At 60.3% G+C, this 21,404-nt stretch carries 21 protein-coding genes; 13 read left to right on the top strand and 8 right to left on the bottom strand.

What is annotated here, in order from left to right; translation table 11 throughout:
* Window positions 1-9: 9 nt before the first annotated feature.
* Window positions 10-1,431, bottom strand: a complete 1,422-nt coding sequence (locus tag M5B42_RS25035; protein ID WP_248747323.1) for a cytochrome ubiquinol oxidase subunit I — start codon at window positions 1,429-1,431, stop codon at window positions 10-12.
* 93 nt (window positions 1,432-1,524) lie between these two features.
* Window positions 1,525-3,849 (bottom strand): FdhF/YdeP family oxidoreductase, encoded by a 2,325-nt coding sequence (locus M5B42_RS25030; RefSeq protein WP_248747322.1) that lies wholly within the window; start codon window positions 3,847-3,849, stop codon window positions 1,525-1,527.
* 414 nt (window positions 3,850-4,263) lie between these two features.
* Here M5B42_RS25030 and moaA point away from each other — a divergent pair, with 414 nt between their 5' ends.
* From moaA to moaE, 5 genes are read left to right on the top strand one after another with little or no spacing between them, the layout of a single operon-like run.
* Window positions 4,264-5,262: a GTP 3',8-cyclase MoaA gene (moaA, locus tag M5B42_RS25025; protein ID WP_248747321.1), complete on the top strand. Its 999-nt coding sequence runs from the start codon at window positions 4,264-4,266 to the stop codon at window positions 5,260-5,262.
* A 38-nt stretch (window positions 5,263-5,300) separates the two neighbouring features.
* Window positions 5,301-6,200, top strand: a complete 900-nt coding sequence (locus M5B42_RS25020) for a bestrophin family protein (RefSeq protein ID WP_248747320.1) — start codon at window positions 5,301-5,303, stop codon at window positions 6,198-6,200.
* 13 nt (window positions 6,201-6,213) lie between these two features.
* Entirely contained in the window at window positions 6,214-6,708 is a 495-nt protein-coding gene (moaC, locus tag M5B42_RS25015; protein WP_248747319.1) for a cyclic pyranopterin monophosphate synthase MoaC, read from the top strand.
* Window positions 6,705-6,956 (top strand): MoaD/ThiS family protein, encoded by a 252-nt coding sequence (locus M5B42_RS25010; RefSeq protein WP_103498901.1) that lies wholly within the window; start codon window positions 6,705-6,707, stop codon window positions 6,954-6,956. The genes moaC and M5B42_RS25010 overlap by 4 nt, the downstream gene beginning before the upstream one ends.
* A 3-nt stretch (window positions 6,957-6,959) precedes the next feature.
* Window positions 6,960-7,412: a molybdopterin synthase catalytic subunit MoaE gene (moaE, locus tag M5B42_RS25005; protein WP_103498906.1), complete on the top strand. Its 453-nt coding sequence runs from the start codon at window positions 6,960-6,962 to the stop codon at window positions 7,410-7,412.
* Between the two features lie 35 nt (window positions 7,413-7,447).
* Here the strand turns inward: moaE and glp are convergent, their stop codons facing one another.
* Together glp and moaB are read right to left on the bottom strand one after the other, a co-directional pair.
* Complete coding sequence (glp, locus tag M5B42_RS25000; protein ID WP_248747318.1) at window positions 7,448-8,653, bottom strand: gephyrin-like molybdotransferase Glp; 1,206 nt, start codon at window positions 8,651-8,653, stop codon at window positions 7,448-7,450.
* Complete coding sequence (gene moaB, locus M5B42_RS24995) at window positions 8,650-9,189, bottom strand: molybdenum cofactor biosynthesis protein B (protein WP_100940289.1); 540 nt, start codon at window positions 9,187-9,189, stop codon at window positions 8,650-8,652. Before moaB ends, glp begins: the two co-directional genes overlap by 4 nt.
* A 351-nt stretch (window positions 9,190-9,540) precedes the next feature.
* Between moaB and M5B42_RS24990 the strand changes: the two genes are divergently transcribed.
* The gene (locus M5B42_RS24990) at window positions 9,541-10,437 is read left to right on the top strand and encodes a LysR family transcriptional regulator (RefSeq protein WP_248747317.1); all 897 of its coding nucleotides are present in this window, start codon (window positions 9,541-9,543) and stop codon (window positions 10,435-10,437) included.
* A 190-nt stretch (window positions 10,438-10,627) separates the two neighbouring features.
* Here M5B42_RS24990 and M5B42_RS24985 read toward each other — a convergent pair whose 3' ends face one another.
* Window positions 10,628-11,365: a transporter substrate-binding domain-containing protein gene (locus M5B42_RS24985; RefSeq protein ID WP_248747316.1), complete on the bottom strand. Its 738-nt coding sequence runs from the start codon at window positions 11,363-11,365 to the stop codon at window positions 10,628-10,630.
* A gap of 206 nt (window positions 11,366-11,571) precedes the next feature.
* On the opposite strand from M5B42_RS24985, the gene M5B42_RS24980 reads away from it, so the two are divergent.
* The 5 genes from M5B42_RS24980 to M5B42_RS24960 all read left to right on the top strand — a co-directional run bounded on the left by M5B42_RS24980 (window position 11,572) and on the right by M5B42_RS24960 (window position 18,098).
* Complete coding sequence (locus tag M5B42_RS24980) at window positions 11,572-12,207, top strand: 4Fe-4S dicluster domain-containing protein (protein ID WP_103498897.1); 636 nt, start codon at window positions 11,572-11,574, stop codon at window positions 12,205-12,207.
* A gap of 10 nt (window positions 12,208-12,217) precedes the next feature.
* Window positions 12,218-13,876, top strand: a complete 1,659-nt coding sequence (locus tag M5B42_RS24975; RefSeq protein WP_248747315.1) for an FAD-binding protein — start codon at window positions 12,218-12,220, stop codon at window positions 13,874-13,876.
* A gap of 10 nt (window positions 13,877-13,886) precedes the next feature.
* A complete protein-coding gene (locus M5B42_RS24970) occupies window positions 13,887-15,137 on the top strand; it encodes an NADH-ubiquinone oxidoreductase-F iron-sulfur binding region domain-containing protein (RefSeq protein ID WP_248747314.1) in 1,251 nt (416 codons plus the stop codon).
* Between the two features lie 56 nt (window positions 15,138-15,193).
* Entirely contained in the window at window positions 15,194-16,645 is a 1,452-nt protein-coding gene (locus M5B42_RS24965; protein WP_349292787.1) for an anion permease, read from the top strand.
* Window positions 16,646-16,826: 181 nt separating this feature from the next.
* A complete protein-coding gene (locus tag M5B42_RS24960; RefSeq protein ID WP_248747312.1) occupies window positions 16,827-18,098 on the top strand; it encodes an aspartate carbamoyltransferase in 1,272 nt (423 codons plus the stop codon).
* Window positions 18,099-18,226: 128 nt separating this feature from the next.
* Here the strand turns inward: M5B42_RS24960 and M5B42_RS24955 are convergent, their stop codons facing one another.
* Window positions 18,227-18,424, bottom strand: a complete 198-nt coding sequence (locus M5B42_RS24955) for a DUF1737 domain-containing protein (protein WP_248747311.1) — start codon at window positions 18,422-18,424, stop codon at window positions 18,227-18,229.
* A gap of 168 nt (window positions 18,425-18,592) precedes the next feature.
* On the opposite strand from M5B42_RS24955, the gene M5B42_RS24950 reads away from it, so the two are divergent.
* A complete protein-coding gene (locus M5B42_RS24950) occupies window positions 18,593-19,189 on the top strand; it encodes a flavodoxin family protein (protein ID WP_103498890.1) in 597 nt (198 codons plus the stop codon).
* A gap of 45 nt (window positions 19,190-19,234) precedes the next feature.
* On the opposite strand, the gene M5B42_RS24945 is transcribed toward M5B42_RS24950, so the two are convergent.
* A complete protein-coding gene (locus M5B42_RS24945) occupies window positions 19,235-20,140 on the bottom strand; it encodes a LysR family transcriptional regulator (RefSeq protein WP_103498889.1) in 906 nt (301 codons plus the stop codon).
* Window positions 20,141-20,258: 118 nt separating this feature from the next.
* Between M5B42_RS24945 and M5B42_RS24940 the strand changes: the two genes are divergently transcribed.
* Window positions 20,259-20,678 (top strand): DoxX family protein, encoded by a 420-nt coding sequence (locus M5B42_RS24940; RefSeq protein WP_248747310.1) that lies wholly within the window; start codon window positions 20,259-20,261, stop codon window positions 20,676-20,678.
* 41 nt (window positions 20,679-20,719) lie between these two features.
* Here M5B42_RS24940 and M5B42_RS24935 read toward each other — a convergent pair whose 3' ends face one another.
* Window positions 20,720-21,382, bottom strand: a complete 663-nt coding sequence (locus tag M5B42_RS24935; RefSeq protein WP_248747309.1) for a dihydrofolate reductase family protein — start codon at window positions 21,380-21,382, stop codon at window positions 20,720-20,722.
* Between the last annotated feature and the right edge of the window lie 22 nt (window positions 21,383-21,404).

Here is a 21,404-nt window from a genome sequence, read left to right as displayed (position 1 = left end):
TCCCCTTGCTCAGTTGACGTGATCGCTGGACGCAAGCGTCTCGGCGACGGCGGACAGGGGGCGGCGTGGCGTACGCTCCTGGCCAGGACCACCTTGCGGCGGATGATCGTGATGCGGCTGAGGCCCCTTGCGTACCAGTTTCATCATGTAACCGATGCCCACCGCGAACACCGAGAAGTAGATCAACACAAACAACGCCAGCGAAATGCTCAGTTGCGTGACGGTGTGATTGGACGCGGCATCGGCCGTGCGCAACAGCCCGTAGACCACCCACGGCTGACGACCGACTTCGGTGGTGATCCAGCCCGCCAGCATCGCGATCAGACCGGTCGGCCCCATAAACAGCACCAGGCGCAGGAACATCCGATTGCGGTACAGCGCGCCATTGCGGCGTAACGCAAGACCCAGCACCCCCGTAAGGATCATCAACATGCCCAGCCCGGCCATGACCCGGAAGCTGAAGAAAATGATCGTCGCGTTGGGACGGTCCTCCTTGGGGAAGCTCTTGAGCGCAGGGATCTGTTTATCCAGGCTGTGGGTCAGGATCAGACTGCCCAGGTAAGGGATTTCGATGGCATAGCGGGTCTTCTCGGCCGCCATGTCCGGGATGCCAAACAGCACCAGCGGCGTCGGCTCGTTACCGACGTTTTCCCAATGCCCTTCCATGGCGGCTATTTTCGCGGGTTGATGTTCCAGGGTATTCAGACCATGGGCGTCACCGACCACCGCCTGGATCGGCGCCACGATCAACGCCATCCACAACGCCATCGAGAGCATCTTGCGGATGTGTGGCGTGTCGTTTTTACGCAGCAGATGCCAGGCCGCCGATGACCCGACAAAGAACGCCGTGGCCACAAACGCGGCGATGGCCATGTGTGCCAGGCGAAACGGGAACGACGGGTTGAAGACGATGGCCAGCCAGTCCATCGGCATGATCCGCCCATCGACGATCGAGAAGCCCTGTGGCGTCTGCATCCAGCTATTGGACGCCAGGATCCAGAAAGTCGAGATCAACGTACCGAGGGCGACCATCACCGTGGCAAAGAAATGCAGCCCTCGTCCTACCCGGTTCCAGCCGAACAACATGACCCCGAGAAAGCCTGCTTCAAGGAAAAATGCCGTCAACACCTCATACGTGAGCAACGGCCCGGTGATACTCCCTGCGAAGTCGGAGAAACGGCTCCAGTTGGTACCGAACTCGTAGGCCATGACCAACCCGGAGACCACGCCCATGCCGAAGTTGACGGCAAAAATCTTTGACCAGAAGTGATACAGGTCCTTGTACACCGCGTTGTTGCTTCTCAGCCACAGGCCTTCGAGCACCGCCAGGAAACTGGCCAGCCCAATGGTGATGGCGGGAAATATGATGTGAAACGAGACCGTAAACGCGAATTGAATGCGCGCCAGGTCCAACGCCCCCGGATTTAACATGACGATACCCTCAGAGTGTTTCGCGACTCGCAGCGAACTGATGCCCGATGATCAGGAAAAATCGGGGCGACGCTCACGCCGCCCCGGCCCGGTTCAAGCGCCAAAGGACTGGATCAGGTTGCTGACCGCTGCTGGCTCAAGGCGAATCGCGATGAACTTCGAGGTCGGCGTAAAGGTGCGGTCGCCGTAGCTTTCCAGCGGCACCAGTGGGTTGGTTTCCGGGTAATAGGCTGCGGCCTGGCCCGGTGGAATGTCGTAGGCGATCAAGGTAAAACCGCTGACTCTGCGCTCACGCCCATCGCCCCAGAGCGAGATCATGTCGACCTTTTGCCCCGGCTCGTAACCAAGTTTGCGAATGTCCTGCTCATTGACGAACACCACGTCGCGCATGCCGTAGACGCCGCGATAACGGTCATCAAGCCCGTACAACGTGGTGTTGTACTGATCGTGGGAGCGCATGGTTTGCAGGATCAGGTCCGGTTTCACGGCCAGGTTGCGCACACCTTCGCTGACCAGGTGTGCCGGCAACACGCTCGGGGCAAATTGCGCTTTGCCGGTGGTGGTTTTCCAGATGCGCTGGGCGGCGTTGTTGCCCAGGTGAAAGCCGCCGGGGTGCAGCAGTTTATTATTGAAGTCCTTGAAGCCGGGAATGGTGTCGGCAATCAGGTCACGGATGCGACTGTAATCGGCAACCGCCCACAGCCAGTCGATCGGGTGTTTGCCCAGTGTCGCATTGGCGATCCCGGCAATGATCGCCGGCTCCGAACGCATCAACGGCGATTTGGGTTTCAGTTGGCCGTGGGAAATGTGCACCATGCTGAAGGTGTCTTCCACCGTCACACCTTGTGGCCCTTGCGCCTGCATATCGATGTCGGTACGCCCCAGGCACGGCAAAATCAGGGCCTCACGACCGGTGACCAAATGGCTGCGATTGAGCTTGGTGGCGATATGGACGGTCAGGTCGCAGTTGCGCAGGGCGTCGTGGGTGCGCGGGCTGTCGGGCGTCGCTTGGGCGAAGTTGCCGCCCAGGCCGATGAACACTTTCGAACGCCCCTCCTCCATCGCCGCAATCGCCATCACCGTGTTGTGGCCGTGGCGACGCGGAACCTTGAAGTCAAAGCGTGCTTCCAGTGCGTTAATCAACTCCGGCGGGGCCAGTTCGTTGATGCCCATGGTGCGGTCGCCCTGCACGTTGCTATGCCCGCGCACCGGTGACAGCCCTGCCCCCGGCCGGCCGATATTGCCGCGCAACAACTGCACGTTGATGATTTCCTGCACGGTCACGACCGAGTGAGTGTGCTGGGTCACGCCCATCGCCCAACACATGATGACCCGCTTGGCACGACGGTACATGCGCGCGGCGAGTTCGATATCTTCCAGCGTGAGGCCGGACTGTTCAACGATGTGCTCCCACGACGTGGCATCAAGCTCCGCCAGATAAGCGTCCAGGCCCGAGGTGTGCTCGGCGATAAACGCACGGTCGAACACTGCCTCGCCATGGTTCAGCAGCGCTTCACGCTCCCACTGCAAGAGAAACTTGGCGATGCCACGGAACGCGGCCATGTCGCCGCCCAGTGCAGGACGAAAGTAGGCGGACGAGGTCGGCTCGGAGCCATTGGTGAGCATTTCCAGCGGATGCTGCGGGTGCTGAAAGCGCTCCAGGCCACGCTCTTTCAGCGGGTTGAAACAGATCACCTGTGCGCCCCGCTTCACCGCTTCGCGCAGTGGCTCAAGCATCCTCGGGTGGTTGGTGCCAGGGTTCTGGCCGATGACGAAAATCGCGTCGGCTTCTTCCAGGTCATCGAACGTCACCGTGCCTTTGCCGACGCCAACGCTGTCGTCCATGCCCAGGCCACTCGCTTCGTGGCACATGTTCGAGCAGTCGGGGAAGTTATTGGTACCGTAGGTGCGAACGAACAGCTGATAAAGATAAGCAGCCTCGTTGCTGGCCCGGCCCGAGGTGTAGAACTCGGCCTGGTCGGGCGAAGTCAGTGCGTTCAGGTGTTTGGCGATCAGGGCAAAGGCATCGTCCCAACTGGTTTCGACATAACGATCAGCCACAGCGTCATAGCGCATCGGATGAGTCAGGCGCCCTTGGTATTCAAGCCAATAGTCACTTTGCGCCGCAAGCGACGACACGCTGTATTTGTTGAAAAACGCCGGGTTGACCAGCCGCCCGGTGGCTTCCCAGTTAACTGCTTTGGCGCCGTTCTCGCAAAACTTGACCATGCCGTTTTCCGGCGACTCGCCCCAGGCACAACCCGGGCAATCGAAGCCGCCATTCTGGTTGGTCTTGAGCATCGCTCGAATATTCTTGAACGCGTTTTCACTGCCCAGCCAGTTCCTGGTGACCGCAATCAGCGCCCCCCAACCCGCGGCGGCTCCCTTGTACGGTTTATAACGTTCAACTTCGCTCATGGTATTTCTCCAAGACTTTGCACGCAGGCAGCGGCCTGACTTAAAGTCATTGTTAACGGCTGTTTTTATGCGCACATCCATGCGCACGTAGTTAACGCCCACAACGGATTTATTCACGCAGGGCCAACGAATGGGCCCAATTCAGGATGACGAATCCAGCCTATTCGGTGTGTGCCACACCTGTCTAATCACTCTTAATGACCGCCCCATCGAAACAATCTATCAAGATAAAAAACCTTAAAAATCAACACATTGAAAATTTAACACGCCCTTAAACAAGGCACATTTTCGCCCCATAGATTGGGTCGATCAGCCGGTTATTAATAGTGATTAGACGAGAACTAAAAACAACTTTAGCCTCCACTCAACAAGGCCCTCATATAACAGTGAACCTGCCCACTGCTGGAGGCTGTGATGACCGATCGTATATTGATGGACCGTTTCTCCCGCCCGGTCGACTATCTCAGAATGTCGGTTACCGATCGGTGCGACTTCCGTTGTGTTTATTGCATGGCCGAAGACATGGAGTTCTTGCCGCGCCAACGCATTCTGACGCTGGAAGAGCTCTATCAAATGGCACTGAGCTTTGTGGCCCTGGGCACTCGAAAGATCCGCCTGACCGGTGGCGAGCCGTTGATTCGCCCAGGCGTGGTCGACCTGTGCAAGCGCATTGCGGCGCTGCCGGGTCTACGCGAGTTATGCATGACCACCAATGGTTCGCAGCTCGGCACGTTGGCGGCACCGCTGTTCGAGGCGGGGCTCAAGCGCCTGAATATCAGCCTCGACAGCCTTGACCCCGATCGCTTCCGCGAACTGACGCGCACCGGTGATCTGGCCAAGGTCATCGCGGGCATCGACGCGGCCAATGCCGCCGGCTTTCAACACACCAAACTCAATTGCGTCGTCATGAAAGGCCGCAACGATCACGAGATCAACGATCTCGTGGCATTCGCGATTGAACGCGGGTTGGACATTTCCTTCATCGAAGAAATGCCGCTGGGTGTCATCAGCGAGCACAGCCGTGCCGAAGCGTTCTATTCCAGTATGCAAGTACGTGAACGGATTGCCGAACGCTACACCCTCATCGACTCCGCGGAATCGACCCAGGGCCCTTCGCGCTATTGGCGCCTGGCAGAAGCGCCGCACATTCGCCTGGGATTCATCTCACCCCACAGCCATAACTTCTGCGGGACCTGCAATCGCGTTCGACTGACCGTCGAGGGCCGCCTCCTGCTATGCCTGGGCAATGAGCATTCGGTCGACTTGAAGGACGTACTGCGCCGCCACCCAGGCGAACCGCAGCGGCTGGAGCAGGCGATTACCGAAGCGATGAAAATCAAGCCGTACCGACACAACTTCGAACTCAATGACGAGGTGCAAGTGGTGCGCTTCATGAACATGACCGGCGGATAGCCTGCCCGGTTTCATTATTTTTCATAAGGTTGTTTTCCATGATCGTCAGAGCCAAACCCAACCTGATCAATGTATTGATTTCACTCAAGGGTTCTGTGGCCAAGCGGATTGCGCTGCGAAGCCTTCTGGTGGCACTGCTGGCTTCGGCGATTGTGCTGGTCGAAACCCTCCACCCCGCGTACTTCTCGAAGGTCAACGCCACGCCCTTCACACTGCTGGGCTTGTCACTGTCGATCTTCATGAGTTTTCGCAACAACGCCTGTTACGACCGCTGGTACGAAGGGCGCAAGGCGCTCGGGGCGATGGTGATGGATATACGGGGGATGATTCGGGAAACTCAAGTCATCAAGGACACCCGCCAGCGCAGCGAGATCCTGCGCAACCTCTGTGGATTCGCCCATGCGCTCAACGCCAGGCTTCGCCAGGAAGACGAACTGGGCGTGGCCGAGCCCTGGCTGGACAGATTGCCCTCTTTCAACGCACTCAATATCCCGGAAAGTGTTCTGTGTCGAGTCAGCCAACAATGCTCGACACTCGTCGAATCAGGGGGCATCAGCGAATGGCGCTATATGTTGATGGCCGGACATTTGAGCAGCCTGACCACGACACAGACGATTTGCGAGCGGATCAAAAGCACGCCGCTGCCCTTCCCCTACACACTCCTGCTGCACCGAACAAGTTACATGTTCTGCATCTTGTTGCCCTTCGCAATGGCCGAGCCACTGGGTTGGCTGACACCCGTTTTCACCGCGATCGTGAGTTACACGTTTTTCGGACTGGACGCGATTGGCGACGAACTGGAGGACCCCTTTGGCCACGACGAAAACGACCTGCCGACCAATGCCATCGTGCGCAACATTGAACGTGAAGTACTGGGTGCCACCGGCGCCACGGAGCTCCCTCCCGTACTCCAACCCATCGATTTTGTACTGAACTGATCCGAGGACCACCATGAACGCATTCGAACACACGTTGACGCACCTGGACGCCGAAGGCAGGGCCAGCATGGTCGACGTCACGGATAAAGACCCGAGCAACCGTGAGGCACAGGCACAAGCCTGGGTACGCATGTTGCCGTCCACCTTGAAGCTGATCCAGCAAAATGGCCATCCCAAGGGTGATGTGTTTGCAATCGCCCGAATCGCCGGGATCATGGCGGCGAAGAAAACCCATGAACTGATCCCGTTATGCCACCCATTGATGCTGAGTTCGATTCACGTCGAGCTGAGCGCCGAGGAGCCCGACAGCGTAAAAATCGTCAGCACCTGCCGGCTCAACGGCAGAACCGGCGTCGAACTGGAAGCCCTGACGGCGGCCAGTGTGGCGGCGCTGACGATCTATGACATGTGCAAAGCCGTCGACCGGGGAATGGTCATTGAACGTGTCCAGTTGCTCAGAAAACAGGGCGGAAAATCGGGTACCTTTGTCGCCGGTGACGTCCAATGATCCTGATCAACTACTTTGCCCGCTATCGGGAACAACTCGGCATCGAAGGCGAAAAAATCGCGCTGGACGGGTCCTTGAAAACCATTGACGACGTCAGGGAGCGACTGGGCGCCAGAGGCGCGATTTGGCGGGAAGTGCTCGGCGAAACCAGCCTCATGTGCGCGCTGAACCAGGAATTGTGTACGCCCGCGGCGCCGATAGAAGACTTCGATGAGATCGCTTTCTTCCCCCAAGTGACCGGGGGTTGAGTGATGGCTGTTCAGGTTCAGACCGAATTGTTTGATCTGGGTGAACTGACCCACGGCTTGCACGCCGAAGACCCTGGCATCGGTGCCGTGGCCACCTTCGTGGGCTATGTGCGTGATCGTAATCAAGGGGATAAGGTCAGCCACTTGTACCTTGAGCATTATCCGGGAATGACCGAGCGCTCATTGCAACTGATCGTCGATCAGGCCCATGAACGCTGGCCGCTGCAACGGGTGACCCTCGTCCACCGCGTGGGGCTGTTGAAGGTCGGCGAGCCCATTGTCTTTGTCGGCGTTGCCAGCGAACATCGCCACGCGGCCTTCGATGCCTGCGCGTTTCTAATGGACTACCTGAAAACCCGCGCGCCTTTCTGGAAGCGTGAACACACCCCGTCCGGTGAGCGCTGGGTAGAGGGAAGAGAGAGCGATCGGCTGGCGGCGAATCGCTGGGATGCATGAAATCCCCCCAACCCGGTTGGGGGGAATGCAGTGCATCAGAACAAGCCGCAGAAGGGAATAAACCGTGCCGTATCACCGACCTGTAGCGTACAACCCTCGTGGATTTCGACCAGCCCGTCGGCCCAGGAGGCGCCCAGCAACACACCTGAACTCTGGTTCGGATACAGCACCGCCCGCCCCTCCACCAGTTTGGCCCGCAGGTATTCCCGACGGTTTCCTGCTTTCGGCCAGTCAAAACCGACGTTAACCGGGAAGCTCAAGGGCGTGACGTCTTCGACACCCTGGATGCGTAACAGGTAAGCCCGGGCCAGTAGCCCGAATGTCACCAGCGCCGACGTCGGATTGCCTGGCAGACCGATGACCGGCACGGTGCCAAAGTACCCCACGGTCAGGGGTTTACCCGGCTTGATCGAGAGTTTCCAGAATAACGGCTTGCCGCACTGGCGCAGCACCTCGCCGAGGCAATCGGCATCACCGGCAGACACACCACCGGTGGTCAGGATCAAGTCCGCGGCCTGTTGCAGTTGCTCGAGCTTGAGCCGCGTGTGCCGCGGCTGGTCGGGAAGAATGCCGCCATCGATGACCTCACAGCCCAAGGCGCTCAACCAGTGGCTGAGCAATGTGCGATTGCTGTTATAGATACAGCCGGGTTCCAGCGGCGTTCCCGGCTCGGCCAGTTCGTCGCCCGTGGACAGCAGCGCGACCCGTGGACGCCGTACCACCGGCACATGGGTGCAACCCTGCGCCGCCGCGATGGCCAGCTCGAACGGCCCGAGTCGTTTGCCGGCCTGCAGCAACACCTGCCCGGCACGGTTCTCCTGGCCTTGCGGACGAATATTCTGGCCAACGCTCAGCGGCTGTTTGAAACGGACGCGACCGTCCTCCATCAGCTCGACGTTCTCCTGCATCTCGACGCAGTTGGCCCCCTCGGGTACCGGCGCTCCGGTGAAGATTCGAGCGCAGGTACCCGCGAGCAATGCCTGCGGCGCCTGGCCGGCAAAAATACGCTGCGACACGGCTAGCGGCTGGCCGTTCCAGTCGTCGATATTCAAGGCGTAACCGTCCATGGCACTGTTCGGCCAGGGAGGCAGGTCCAGTGTCGCCACCAGATCATTGGCCAGCACCCGTTGCCGGGCTTCACTCAATGCAACCGGCTCGCTTTCTTGCAGACGTTGCTCCTGGGCCATGGCCAGCAGCGAGGCAATGGCCTCCTCCACCGGTATCAGAGGTGACTGGCTCATCCCCGCGTCCCGCAGAGGGGCACCGACTTGAGGTGTGGCACGAAATTGCACGGCCTGTGGCGCGCATCCAGTTGCTCGGCGAGGATGCCTTCCCAGGCGGTCCGGCAGGCACCGGTCGAGCCCGGCAGGCAACACACCAGCGTACCGTTCGCCAGCCCGGCCAAGGCGCGACTCTGTACCGTGGACGTGCCGATATCGAGAATGGAAATCGCCCGGAACAACTCACCGAAACCATCGATTTGCTTATCCAGCAAACAGCTCACGGCCTCGGGCGTGCTGTCGCGGCCCGTGAAGCCGGTGCCCCCGGTAATCAACACCACCTGAATCTGCTCATCGGCAATCCAGGTAGCGACCTGGGCGCGGATCTTATACAGATCATCTTTGAGCAGGTTGCGCTCACTCAGGCTGTGCCCTGCTTCCAGCAATCGACTGACCAGCAATTGCCCGGAGGTATCATTGGCATATTCCCGCGTATCGCTGACGGTCAATACGGCAATATTCAAGGGTACAAACAATGCATCCGATTTCACGTTCATGTCATTCTCCGGCAGGCCATCATCAAAACAATTGCCAGAGGCTAAGGCGCTAAAACAATGACTGTCTAATCGTTACGGCTGACCGGGTTATCGAGTGCCTCTATCAATGATTTTTCCCGGGGCATTTCGCCGCTGATTGAGTCAATCGATCAGCCATTCAATGCTTGTGATTGGACACACGGACAGGACAGTGAGATTGTCTGCGCACCCCACAGGCTGGCCATCGGCGTCCATCGGATAACGCCCACGGCATTGTTTCAAAGGGCCGGACCAGGATTACCGAAACCATCCCTGCGTTCTGCACAGCGGCCTCAATACTGACCTCTTATTTACTCCTCAGCAGGTGCCATCGTGGACATCAAGCAACTCAAATTCCTGATCGCGCTGGAGCAGACTCGACACTTCGGGCAGGCTGCCGCGCGCTGCCACATTACCCAGCCGACGCTGTCCATGCGTTTGCGCAATCTTGAGGATGAACTGGGCCTGGAACTGGTCACCCGGGGCCAGCGCTTCGAAGGGTTCACCCAGGCCGGTGAACGCGTGCTGGCCTGGGCCAAAACCTTGCTCGCCGCCCATGACGGGTTGTTCGCCGAAGCCGCCGCCTGTCGCGGTCAGCTGGTCGGCAACCTGCGCCTGGGCCTGGTGCCGCTCAGCGGCTTCAGCCCGATCAGCTACATCCAGGGTCTGTCCCAGACCTTCCCGGAGCTCAAGTTCAGTTTGTCCTCCATGAGTTCGGACCAGATCATCGAAGCGCTGGGCACTAATCAACTGGACCTGGGCGTGTGTTATCTCGACCACGTAAACCCCAATTACCTGGAGTTTTTCGAACTGGGCGAGACCCGCGTCGGCCTGCTTTACGACACGCGCCATTTCCATTTCGAAGGCACGGAAATGAGTTGGGAAGACGCCGCCGAGCTGCCCCTGGGGATGATCAGCAATGGCATGCACTATCGAAAATCCATTGACCTGAGTTTCCGCAGCCGCGGCCTCGACCCACAGCCAATACTCGAAAGCGATTCGACGTATCAGTTGTTCCAGGCGATCCACGAAGGTTTTTGCTGTTCAATCATGCCGCTGGACAGTGGCCTGGATAATCCGATCGAGAACCTGGCCTTTATCAACCTGCCGGATGCCAGCGTCCTTGCGCCTCTGGGCCTGGTGATGCGTAAAACCGAACCATGCTCGGCCATCGCCGAAAAGTGTTTTGCCGAAGCCAAAAAATTGTATGCCACCAAGAGCCCGATCTAGCGGGTCGGTGGTTTGTTTATGAATGGCGATCTGACGCGTTTCGATCTCAACCTCCTGGTTGTACTCGAGACGGTCAGGCCCGTCGCCAGTCCACATGGCCCGTTCGATCCAAGTCGTATGCAAGCGACACTCTCAGTGGCGTCGCGGGTAAAGCCGGAAACGCGACTAAGACCCCGTCCAAGTACCGGGCTCACTTTGTTACGCGATCAAGCAACCAACGCTGCTTCAGCTGTTGCAGGCGCCCATCACGGTTCATCTCGTCGAACGCGTTCTGCCAGCGCGCAACCAGGTGGGCGTCCGTCTGTGGGGAAAAGGCGATATAGGCGCCCTGCGTCATCAGTGGCCATTGGTAGTGCAGTTCGTCAGGTTTGAGCCCGGCCTCATGAGCCAGCGTGGCGATGGTGAGCGTATCCGCGACGATCAGATCTGTTCGCCCCAGGCGTAGCAATCGCATCATCTGCTCGGGGGTTTCCACGCCGTACAAATTACTCATCCCCTGTTTTTTCAGGTAATCGTAAGCCAGCCATTTACGCGGCAGTGCGATTCGGCCGACGGCACTGGCGTCTTGCAGGCTATGCAACGGCGGTGCTTTTCCAGATCCCGCATAAAGTGCCGTTTCGACGTCCAGCAATGGGCCTACCCATTGGTAGTGCGACACGCGTTCGGCAGTACGCAGTACGGTAAAAACTGCCGTGTCCGAGCCCGAGCCAGCGACTTGCAAGGCCCTAAGCAAGGGCGCCTGTTCAATATGCACATGATCGCCGGTTATCTCTGCGAGAGCGTGCACCACGTCAACGCCAAACCCCACCAACTCATCGCCGCGCTGAAAATGCAAGGGTGGATGGTTATCGGTCAGCATGCGCAGATCCGCTGCGGTAGCCGAGAAAGCAAGGAAAGACAGCAGGCAGCAGCCGAGCACCCGTCTCATGAATCGACCTCAACGTAAGGGACATCCAGTGTATGACAGCCCTGCTCCAGATGTCTCGGTGGGCACTTGGGCGGCTTAAGCATCTGCAAACGACAAACTCGACAGGAGCGTGTTCGGTTTTATTGAGCCGTATCAGTTCCCCTCTGGCCGTGATGCTCTAGGCTGCCCTTGAGCCCTTGCCGTTTGCGGGGCGTTCAGGAGTTTTTATGCCAACATCCCCGGTTCAGGTCACCATCAATGGAGAACTGATCGAAACCAGCGCCCTGCGTTCGATCCTGGAAGCCGTTATCGACTCGGGACAACCGCTTATCGACGCGGTCGGCTGCATGGGCCAAGGCGTCTGTGGCTCGTGCCGGGTGCTGATCCGGCGCGCCGGCGAACGGGAGGTCAGCACCGCCCTGGCCTGCGAAACACGGGTCGAGCAGGGTTTGCAGATCAGCTTCCTCGACCATCTGCCCATGAACCGGCACCACACCTACAACCTCCATGACTGGGATGACACCTGGAACATCTCGGAGCGCATTGCCGCCACCTTTCCCGAAGCCAGCCATTGCCGGCACTGCGGCGGTTGCGACCGCGCCTGCCCCAAGGGCCTGGAAGTGCAGAAAGGCGTCAACCTGGCCGCCGTCGGAGATCTGTCAGCGAGCCAGGTATTCGACGAATGCATCATGTGCAACCTGTGCACCATCGCCTGCCCCGAGCATATTTCGCCGAACCATCTGGGCCTCTACATACGCCGGATGTCAGCGTCCGTCGGCTTCCGACCGGCGGACCTGATGCAGCGCCTGAGCCAGATCAACCGCGGCGTGATGAACGTCGACCCCAACGTAACGCTGGAATAAGGAACACGACATGCCCGGTATTCCTTATCCGCAAGCCCTGGCCCAACTGCGCGCCAGCGCTTGCGAGCCCGCCTCTGAAGCTTTCGATAAACAGGCACTGCTGCACGCCTTCCACCCGGACTATCGGGTGGGGGCCAATACGCCGCTGCGGGTGGGCGTGAATCGCGGGGACCATTGCCCACGCGAACTGACGGAGCGCCTGCACAGCAACGCGCAAATTGATGACGCGGCCCTGGCCGGTGCCCCGGTGGTCAATACCGGCGTGCTGATTATCGGCGGCGGCGGTGCCGGTTGCGCGGCGGCGCTGACCGCCGTGGAGCACGGTGCCCATGTCATCCTCGCGACCAAGCTGCGCCTGGGCGACAGCAATACGGTGATGGCCGAGGGCGGTATACAGGCGGCCGTCGGCGAGGACGACAGCCCCCAGATTCACTTTGAAGACACCCTGCGCGCCGGCCACCTCTGTGCCGATCGAACGCTGGCGGCGCGCCTCGCCCAGTCGGGGCCGGAGACTATCCGCTGGCTGATCGAGCGCGGCATGCACTTCGATCTCGCCGAGGGCGGCCTGATCGGTGGCAAGCTGCTGCGCAAGAAGCCCGGCGGTGCCAGCCGTGCGCGCATCCTCTCGTTCAAGGACTACACGGGTCTGGAGATGATGCGGGTGCTGCGCGAGGCGGTGGAGCTGGAAGAGCGGGTGAGCGTGTGGAACCGCTGCCCTCTGGTCGAGCTGCTCTCCGATGAAAGCGGCACCTGCGTGGGCGGCGTACTCTACAACCTGGAACGACACAGCTTCATCCTCGTGCGCGCCAGCCGCGTGATACTCGCCACGGGCGGCGCCGGGCGCCTGCACCTCAATGGCTTTCCCACTTCCAACCATTATGGCGCCACCGCCGACGGCTTGATCCTGGCCTATCGTCTTGGCGCTCGCCTGCGCGAAATCGATTCCTTCCAGTATCACCCCACCGGATTGGCCTGGCCGTCGCATCGTGTCGGCGGGCTGGTTTCCGAAGCCGCGCGCTCGGCCGGCGCCTATCTGGTGAACGGCCTGGGGCAGCGTTTCATCCCCGAACTGCAAACCCGCGATGTGGTGTCCGCCGCGATCCTCAAGGAATGCGCCGAAGGCCGTGGCGTCGAGCGTGACGGGCAACTGGGCGTCTTGCTCGATACCCCCGGGCTGGAGCGCCGCCATCCGGGGATTCTCAAGGAACGCCTGGTGAGCCTGGGACATGTCGCGGCCCAGTGCGGTATCGATCCGGCCGTGGAACCGCTGATCGTCCGGCCGACCCTGCATTATCAAAACGGTGGCGTGGCCATCAACGAGAACGGCGAGACCTCGGTACACGGGCTGTACTGCGTCGGCGAAATCAGCGGCGGCATCCATGGCCGCAATCGCATGATGGGCAACGCCCTGGCAGAGATCATCACCTTCGGACGCCGGGCTGGAGAGCACGCGGCCCACACCGCCGACCCCACGCCCGCGCCGAAGGTCGGCCTGTCCCATGTGTACGACTGGCAACGCCAGTTGATCGCCGCCGGCTTGCCGCTGGACGTCTACGGCCCCGAGCTGTTCCCCGGGTACGGCAACTTCGACCTGCGCCGGCACAGTGCCGTGCCCCACCGGGCCAAGGGTGCACTGCCGACCACTCACGCCGACTCGCTGCCTTACTGAGATGCCTGAGATGAAGACTCAACTCGTATTACTCGCCCCCGCCGTACAAGTGGGCGCCGACCTCGATGCCTGGTTCGCCCAGGGCGGCGGTGAAGGCTTGCGCGCCGCACTCAGCCATCCGAGCGGCATCCTCCCGACCCTGGCCGAGGCAGACCTGCGCGGCCTGGGTGGCGCCGGTTTCCCCACCCATCGCAAGTGGGCCGCCGTGGCGGAGCAGCCCGCGGAGCTGGAAAAGTATGTCCTGTGCAACGGTAACGAGGATGAGCCAGGCACCTTCAAGGATCGCGAGCTACTGGAAAAGTCGCCGCATCAGGTGATCGAGGGCGCATTGATTGCCGCGCTGGCCACAGGGGCCAATCACGTTTACCTCTACGTCAACCCGCACCAGCACAGCGCAGTGGCCGTTGTGCGTCAGGCCGTCGAGCAATGGCGGGGCTGCGCCCTCCTGGCCGAAGTCGCCCGGCAGCAGAATCGCCCGATCGACCTTGCGGTGGTGGAAAGCTCGGGCCTGTATATCGGCGGCGAAGAAACCGCGGTGATCGCCAGTGTCGAAGGGGGTTTCCCCTTCCCCCGGCAGAAACCGCCCTACCCCGCGCAAAGTGGCGTGCATGGCCAACCGACGCTGATCAACAACATCGAAACCCTGGCCCATGTTGCCCACATCCTGCGCCATGGCGCCGCCTGGTACCGAGACCTGGGCCTGGGTGACGCCTGCGGGACCAAGCTCTACTCGCTCTCCGGGGACGTACTCAGGCCAGGCCTGTACGAGCTACCGATGGGCACCTCGTTGCGCACGCTGATTTTCCAGCACGGTGGTGGCATGTTGTGCGAACGCGCCTTCAAGGCGGTATTCACCGGCGGTCCTTCCAATACCCTGCTGGGCGCGGAGGACCTGGATGTACCCCTGGACTTCGATACGCTCAAGGCCCGGGGTTCAAGCCTGGGGACCGGGGCCATGATCGTGATTTCGGAGGGCACCAGCATCGTGCGCAAGGTGGCGGAGTACGTCGACTTCTTTGCGGCGGGCTCCTGCGGCCAGTGCCCGCCGTGTAAAGCCGGGACCTATCAACTCTCGCGGTTGCTGCGGCGAATCGATACCGGTATGGGCCTGCCCGATGACCTGAAGGCACTGGAGAGTCTCTGCCATCTGCTTCCGGGCAGCGGCCGCTGTGGCCTGATCGATGGCGCGGCAACGGTGGTGCTCAGCTCCCTGAAGCAATTTCGCAACGAATACGCCGCTCAAGTCATTGCCGTGGGTTGATGACCTGCAATCACCCTTCACTCGCATTCAGCCCCGGTATTATTAGGAACTCGATCGTGCGTAATCTCTGGACATTTCTGCTGCCACCTTGTGTTGCCCTGGTGCTCGCCCTCCTGCCGGCACCGGCCGGGTTGGCCCCCCATGCCTGGTATTTTTTCGCCCTGTTCGCCGGGGTGGTCGTCGGCCTGATCTTCGAACCGCTGCCGGGCGCCGTGATTGGCCTGATCGGGGTCGCGGTCGCGGCGGTGCTGGCCCCCTGGGTGCTGTTCAGCCCGGAACAACTGGCCAGCCCAGGTTTCAAGGTGCCCGCGGAGGCCTTGAAATGGGGCCTGTCGGGTTTCGCGAACAACACGGTCTGGTTGATCTTCAGCGCCTTCATGTTTGCCCTGGGCTATGAGAAGACCGGGCTGGGGCGGCGGATCGCGTTGCTGCTGGTCAAGCGCATGGGCCGCAAGACCCTGACCCTGGGCTATGCCGTCATGCTCGCGGACCTGGTGCTGGCGCCCTTTACCCCGTCCAACACCGCTCGTAGTGGCGGGACCATCTACCCGGTGATTCGTAACCTGCCCGGACTCTACGACTCCAAGCCGAACGACCCCAGCGCCCGGCGCATCGGTTCCTATCTGATGTGGGTTGCCATCGCCTCCACCTGTGTCACCAGCTCGCTGTTCATGACCGCATTGGCGCCCAACCTGCTGGCCTCGGCCCTGATCGAAAAAATCGCCGGCGTGCATATTTCCTGGGGCCAGTGGTTTATCGCCGCCGCACCGGTCGGCCTGCTGTTACTGGCAGTGCTGCCCTTGCTGGCGTACTGGCTGTATCCGCCACAGATCAAGAGCAACGAAGAAGTGCCGACCTGGGCGGCCCGCGAACTGATAGATCTGGGCCCACTGTCTCGCCGCGAAAAGATCCTGTTGGCGTTGGTGGTGAGTGCGCTCGGACTGTGGATATTCGCGGGGGATTGGCTTGACCCGGCCCTGGTGGGCATCCTGGTCATCGTGTTGATGCTTCTGACCCAGGTCATTACTTGGGATGACGCACTGGGCAACAAGGCCGCCTGGAACACCTTCGCCTGGTTCGCCACCCTGGTGGCCCTGGCCGACGGGCTGACACGGGTGGGCTTTGTGCCGTGGTTTGGTCAATTCGTCGCGGCCCACCTGAATGGATTTTCTCCAAACGTTGCCATGATGCTGCTGGTGGTGGTGTTTTATCTGGCCCATTACCTGTTTGCCAGCTCCACCGCCCACACCACCGCGCTGCTGCCGGTGATGCTGGCGGCCGGGATGGGGGTGAGCGGCATCGATCTGCAAGCCTTCGCGCTGCTGCTGGGCACGTCGCTGGGGCTGATGGGCATCATCACACCCTATGGCACGGGGCCGAGCCCGGTCTACTACGGCAGTGGTTATCTGCCCAGTGCCGATTACTGGCGCCTGGGCTCTATCTTCGGCGGGTTGTTTCTCATTCTGCTGCTGGGCCTGGGTGCGCCTTGGATTCTTGCGCTGTCCTAGCGTCGTATAGCTAGCCTTGCCCTGCTTCTGGAACTGCTCCAGCAGAAATTGCACCTGAGCACACTTGGGCATGAACCGGTGAAGCACCCGCCTGCGAGACCAGCCGAAAATCTACGCTTGAGTTACACGAACCAGCGAGCAACAATACGCTAAGTGTACACATCATTCGAGATCACTCCCAATGTCCCAGCAAGTCTTCCTGCGTGATGCCATGCGTCGCCTGAACTTCACCCGTGACGCATTGGCGCAGCGCATCGGCGTTTCCAGGCGAGCCCTGGATAGCTGGCTGTTGCCAGACGAGTCGCCAGAAGTCCGTAATATGCCGGAGATTGCCCAGCGGTTCGTCCTGGAAATTCTAAAAAAGACATCGGCCTATACACACAGTGTAGATACCCATCCAGCAGGTAACAGTGAATCGGGCCAACACCTGTTGTCGGTGGACAGCTATACCCGCGACTCGGTAGAGGCGCTGTTGCGTGTCGCCGACATCATGCAGCCGATTGCACGCCGCCAGAAAACCACACGCGTACTGGAAGGTGCGGTACTGGCCAATCTGTTTTTCGAGGCCAGCACCCGCACCCGCCTGAGTTTCAGCTCAGCCTTCGCCCGCCTGGGTGGATCGGTGTGCGACACCACCGGATTTACCTTTTCCTCAATGGCCAAGGGCGAGTCGATCCATGACACCAGCCGGGTCATCAGCGGCTACGCCGATGCCATTGTCGTGCGCCATCCAGAGCAGGGAGCGGTAGCCGAGTTTGCCCGTGCCACTCACGTGCCGGTGATCAATGCCGGCGACGGGCCGGGTGAGCACCCCAGCCAGGCATTGCTCGATCTCTACACAATCCAACGCGAATTCTCGCGCCTGGACAAGCTGATTGATGGCGCCCATATCGTCTTTGTCGGCGACCTCAAATACGGCCGCACCGTGCACTCGCTGAGCAAACTGCTGGTGCTGTACCGCAACTTGAGGATCACCCTGATCTCGCCACCGTCGCTGATGTTGCCCGAGAGCCTGGTGGAGCACCTTGCACGCAATGGTCACCATGTCGAACAGACCCACGACCTGCCCAGTGGGTTGAAGGGCGCGGATGTGGTCTACGCCACCCGCATCCAGAAAGAGCGCTTTGCCCAGCAGGAAACGCTGGAGGGCTACAGCACCGACTTCCAGATCAACCAGGCCCTGGTCAACGCCACCTGCGGTGCCCGCACCCTGATCATGCATCCGCTACCACGGGACTCGCGCCCGGACGCCAATGACCTTAGCGTCGATCTCAACTCCGACTCGCGACTGACCATCTTCAAACAGACGGATAACGGTATCGCCGTACGCATGGCCATCTTTGCCACACTGCTGGGTGTTCAAGACCAGGTTCAGCACTCGTTACGCGAGGTGGGATGGCGGGTACCGGTGTACTTGGGCCCGGACGAAGAAGTGCCCTATCGCGACCAATGACCTGCAAGCGGTGAAAAGGATCATGAGGCCTCGGAGCCAGGAAGATGCCCCGGCAAGCAAGTTGCTTGTTCATGAGGCCTCGGATTGTAGGGAAAGCGGCCGTCCTCGCACCAGGAGATAGTCGCTGACTATTTGGCGGAGGTAGCACCTGCGGACCAGATTATTGCCTGCGCAACGATCACCTGCTGCCCATTGAAAGTGACTGCAGGAGAACCATGCAGCACGTACCCCATGCTCAAGGCGTCACTGACGCGGTGGCAAAAGGCGGCGTCATCGGGGCCAGTCAGTACGCGATAAATGGGAAGTCCTTCTGGGGGTACGCTCATAGATCAATTTCCTTCGATAATGGGTGGAGTTTCCCTGGCACACGGGGTTGGCATTGTTCACCAGAGCGATAACAGACTGTTCGATCTACCGTGATTTATAAAGCATTTTCGCCCCAGTAGAGTGATTCCCATGTTACCCACCAGCACGAATCACACAGGGAAGCACTCATGAATCCACACACCACTTCGATTAAAACAGCCATCGTCTACCACTCGGGCTATGGCCATACCGCGCGTATGGCAACCGCCATCGCTGAAGGCGCCGGCCCCGGCGCTGTGCTCGTTGCAATCGACGCCGAGGGGAATGTTGCCGAGGATGCCTGGCAAGTTCTCGCCGGCGCAGACGCCATCCTGTTTGGTTCGCCGACCTACATGGGAGGTCCTAGCTGGCAGTTCAAGAGATTCGCGGACGCCTCCTCGAAGATCTGGTTTGAGGGCGGATGGCAAAACAAGATCTTTGGCGGCTTCACCAACAGCGCCAGTATCAACGGCGACAAGCTCAATACCCTTGAATACTTCTTCCTGCTCTCCGGGCAGCACGCTGGCATCTGGGTGGGTATGGATATCAAGCCGGCGAACGTCAAGGCTTCGAAGCGCGATGACCTGAATCGCATGGGCTCCTATATCGCTCCGATGGCGCAGACGCCTGCCGATGCTTCCCCTGAAGAGATGTCGCCAGGGGATCTGGAGACAGCACGCCTCTATGGCGCGCGTGTTGCCTTGATTGCCGGATACTTGCGATCCGGAAAATCTCAGAGTGCCTGAAATCCAAGCCCCTCCGGTTGGGGACGGACGAAGAGGTTCGCCTCGCTATTGCAGATGCGGCCTCAGCACATCTTCGACCCACTTCATGAATACCCGGACCCGGCGCGACAGATTGCTCCGATGTGCGACGACGAGGGACACGGGCAGCGCTCGGCGACGCAAATCGGGGAGGATCTCTACCAGTGATCCGCTCTCCAAATATTGGCCGATCCCCAAGAGCGGTGCCTGAATCAGGCCAAGGCCGGCGAGGGCCGCCGCTTCGTAGGTCTGCGCGCTGTTGAGGTGTAGCGCACCTGGCAACTGAAGCGTCGCGTGGCTGTCGCCGTCCGGATATTCCCATCCATAGGGTCTTGCACCCAACATCGTCGAAAAATGAATGATCTGATGTCCCTGACGCTGGAGATCTTCCAGCGTTCGAGGGACACCATAGCGCGCCAGATAGGCGGGACTGGCGGCGTTGACCATGGGCAACTGGCCCAGTGGACGGGCAATCAGCGTCTCGTCCCTTATGGGTCCAAGCCGCAAGACACAGTCAAACCCTTCTTGCACCAGATCGACCTGCCGATCCGTACTCGACACCTCCAACTCCAACTCGGGATAAGCCGCCATGAAGGCCGGCAAGGCCGGTACGATAGTGGCGCGCGCCACCTCGGTCGGGAAATCGACCCGTAAACGCCCGCGAAGTGTCACGCGATCATCCGCGAACATCGAGTGCAGGTCATCGACATCAGCAAGCAGATCGCGGGCACGGGCATGAAATGCGCGTCCATCCTCCGTCAACTGCACGCTGCGCGTCGTCCGGTGCAGGAGCCTGACACCCATCTCCTCCTCCAGCTTGCGGACCACCGTCGAGGCCCTGCCCTTTTGGATACCCAGGCTATCGGCCGCGCGAGTGAAGCTGCCCATTTCCGCCACTGTTATGAATATGAGGAGGGGTTCGAGATTCTGCATGTTCGGGCCTCGGAATTGTTCACCACAGAGAGAACAGTACGTTCACTTTGTCAGTGCTTATAACATCCCGGAGACACAGTAAGCTTCGAAACTGGATAACCCCAGCGGAGAAAGACAAGTGTCCGAAACGATGAATCTGCATCATGTGCCTGAAATCATGACCTCGCATCGCGCCCTGTGGGTCGGCCGGATCATGAGCGCGTTGGTCGTTATCGCCCTGGTGGCAGACGGCACCGTTCAGCTTTTCGCGCCGGCACAGATCGCGAGCCTGTTGCAGGAAACCGGGTTCGCGATGGACCTGACCCACGTGGTGGGTCCGATCGTACTCGCCTGCGCCCTCCTTTACGCCATCCCGGCCACCACCGTCCTCGGCGCGATCCTGGTGACGGGCTTTTTGGGAGGGGCCATCTGCGCCCATGTCCGCATGGGTGAGTTGGGGTCGCCGCCGGAAATCATTTCCCTGCTTCTGGGCGCCATGACCTGGGGCGGCCTCTACGCGCGCGATCCCCGTATCCGGGCCATTCTGCCTATCCGCTGAACCGGGCGGATCAGGTATGGGCGCAGACAGCGCATCGGTTGTTAAGCGCCATTGCCCCCTTGGCGCCGGAGTACAACATGGGTGGCTTTCTCCGATGCGACGAACTGAACGCATTCGTATCCCAGGGCGCGCGCGTCAACCCCCTCGAACAATCGCTCTCCCCCGCCCAGCAGGACCGGCGAAATAGCGATGTGCAGCTCATCGATCAGGCCGGCACGAAGATATTGCCGGATCGTGTCAGGCCCACCACCAATGCGCACATCCATTCCGTTGGCGGCATCGCGCGCCTGCTCAAGCGCCTCGTGAATACCGCCGGCGACAAAGTAGAACGTCGTTCCGCCTTCCATATGGATGGGCGCGCGCGGGTGATGAGTCAAGATGAACGTTGGAACGTGATAGGGCGGGTTGTCTCCCCACCAGCCTTTCCAGTTCATGTCGGGCCAGGGGCCGCGAATCGGTCCGAACATGTTTCTTCCAAGAATCCAGGCACCCACGTTCTTGAAGCTCCGCGCAGCGAAGTCGTCATCAATCCCCGTTGTGCCACCCTCGGCGCCAAACAGGGTGCGCTGGAAGGTGCGTGTTGGGATTAACCACTGGTGCAAATCTGTCCCGCCCACGCCGAGCGGATGATTCAACTCCTGATTCGGGCCCGCTCCGTATCCGTCAAGCGAGATAGTGAAACCCGCAACTCGGACGCGTGTCATGTTCATGCCTCCTTTCGATTGA

The sequence above is a fragment of the Pseudomonas sp. MWU12-2037 genome, from assembly GCF_023242345.1.
Lineage (GTDB): Bacteria > Pseudomonadota > Gammaproteobacteria > Pseudomonadales > Pseudomonadaceae > Aquipseudomonas > Aquipseudomonas gingeri_D.
The sequence above is the reverse complement of the archived record's forward strand: the minus strand, read 5'-3'. Positions and strand labels throughout refer to the sequence as shown.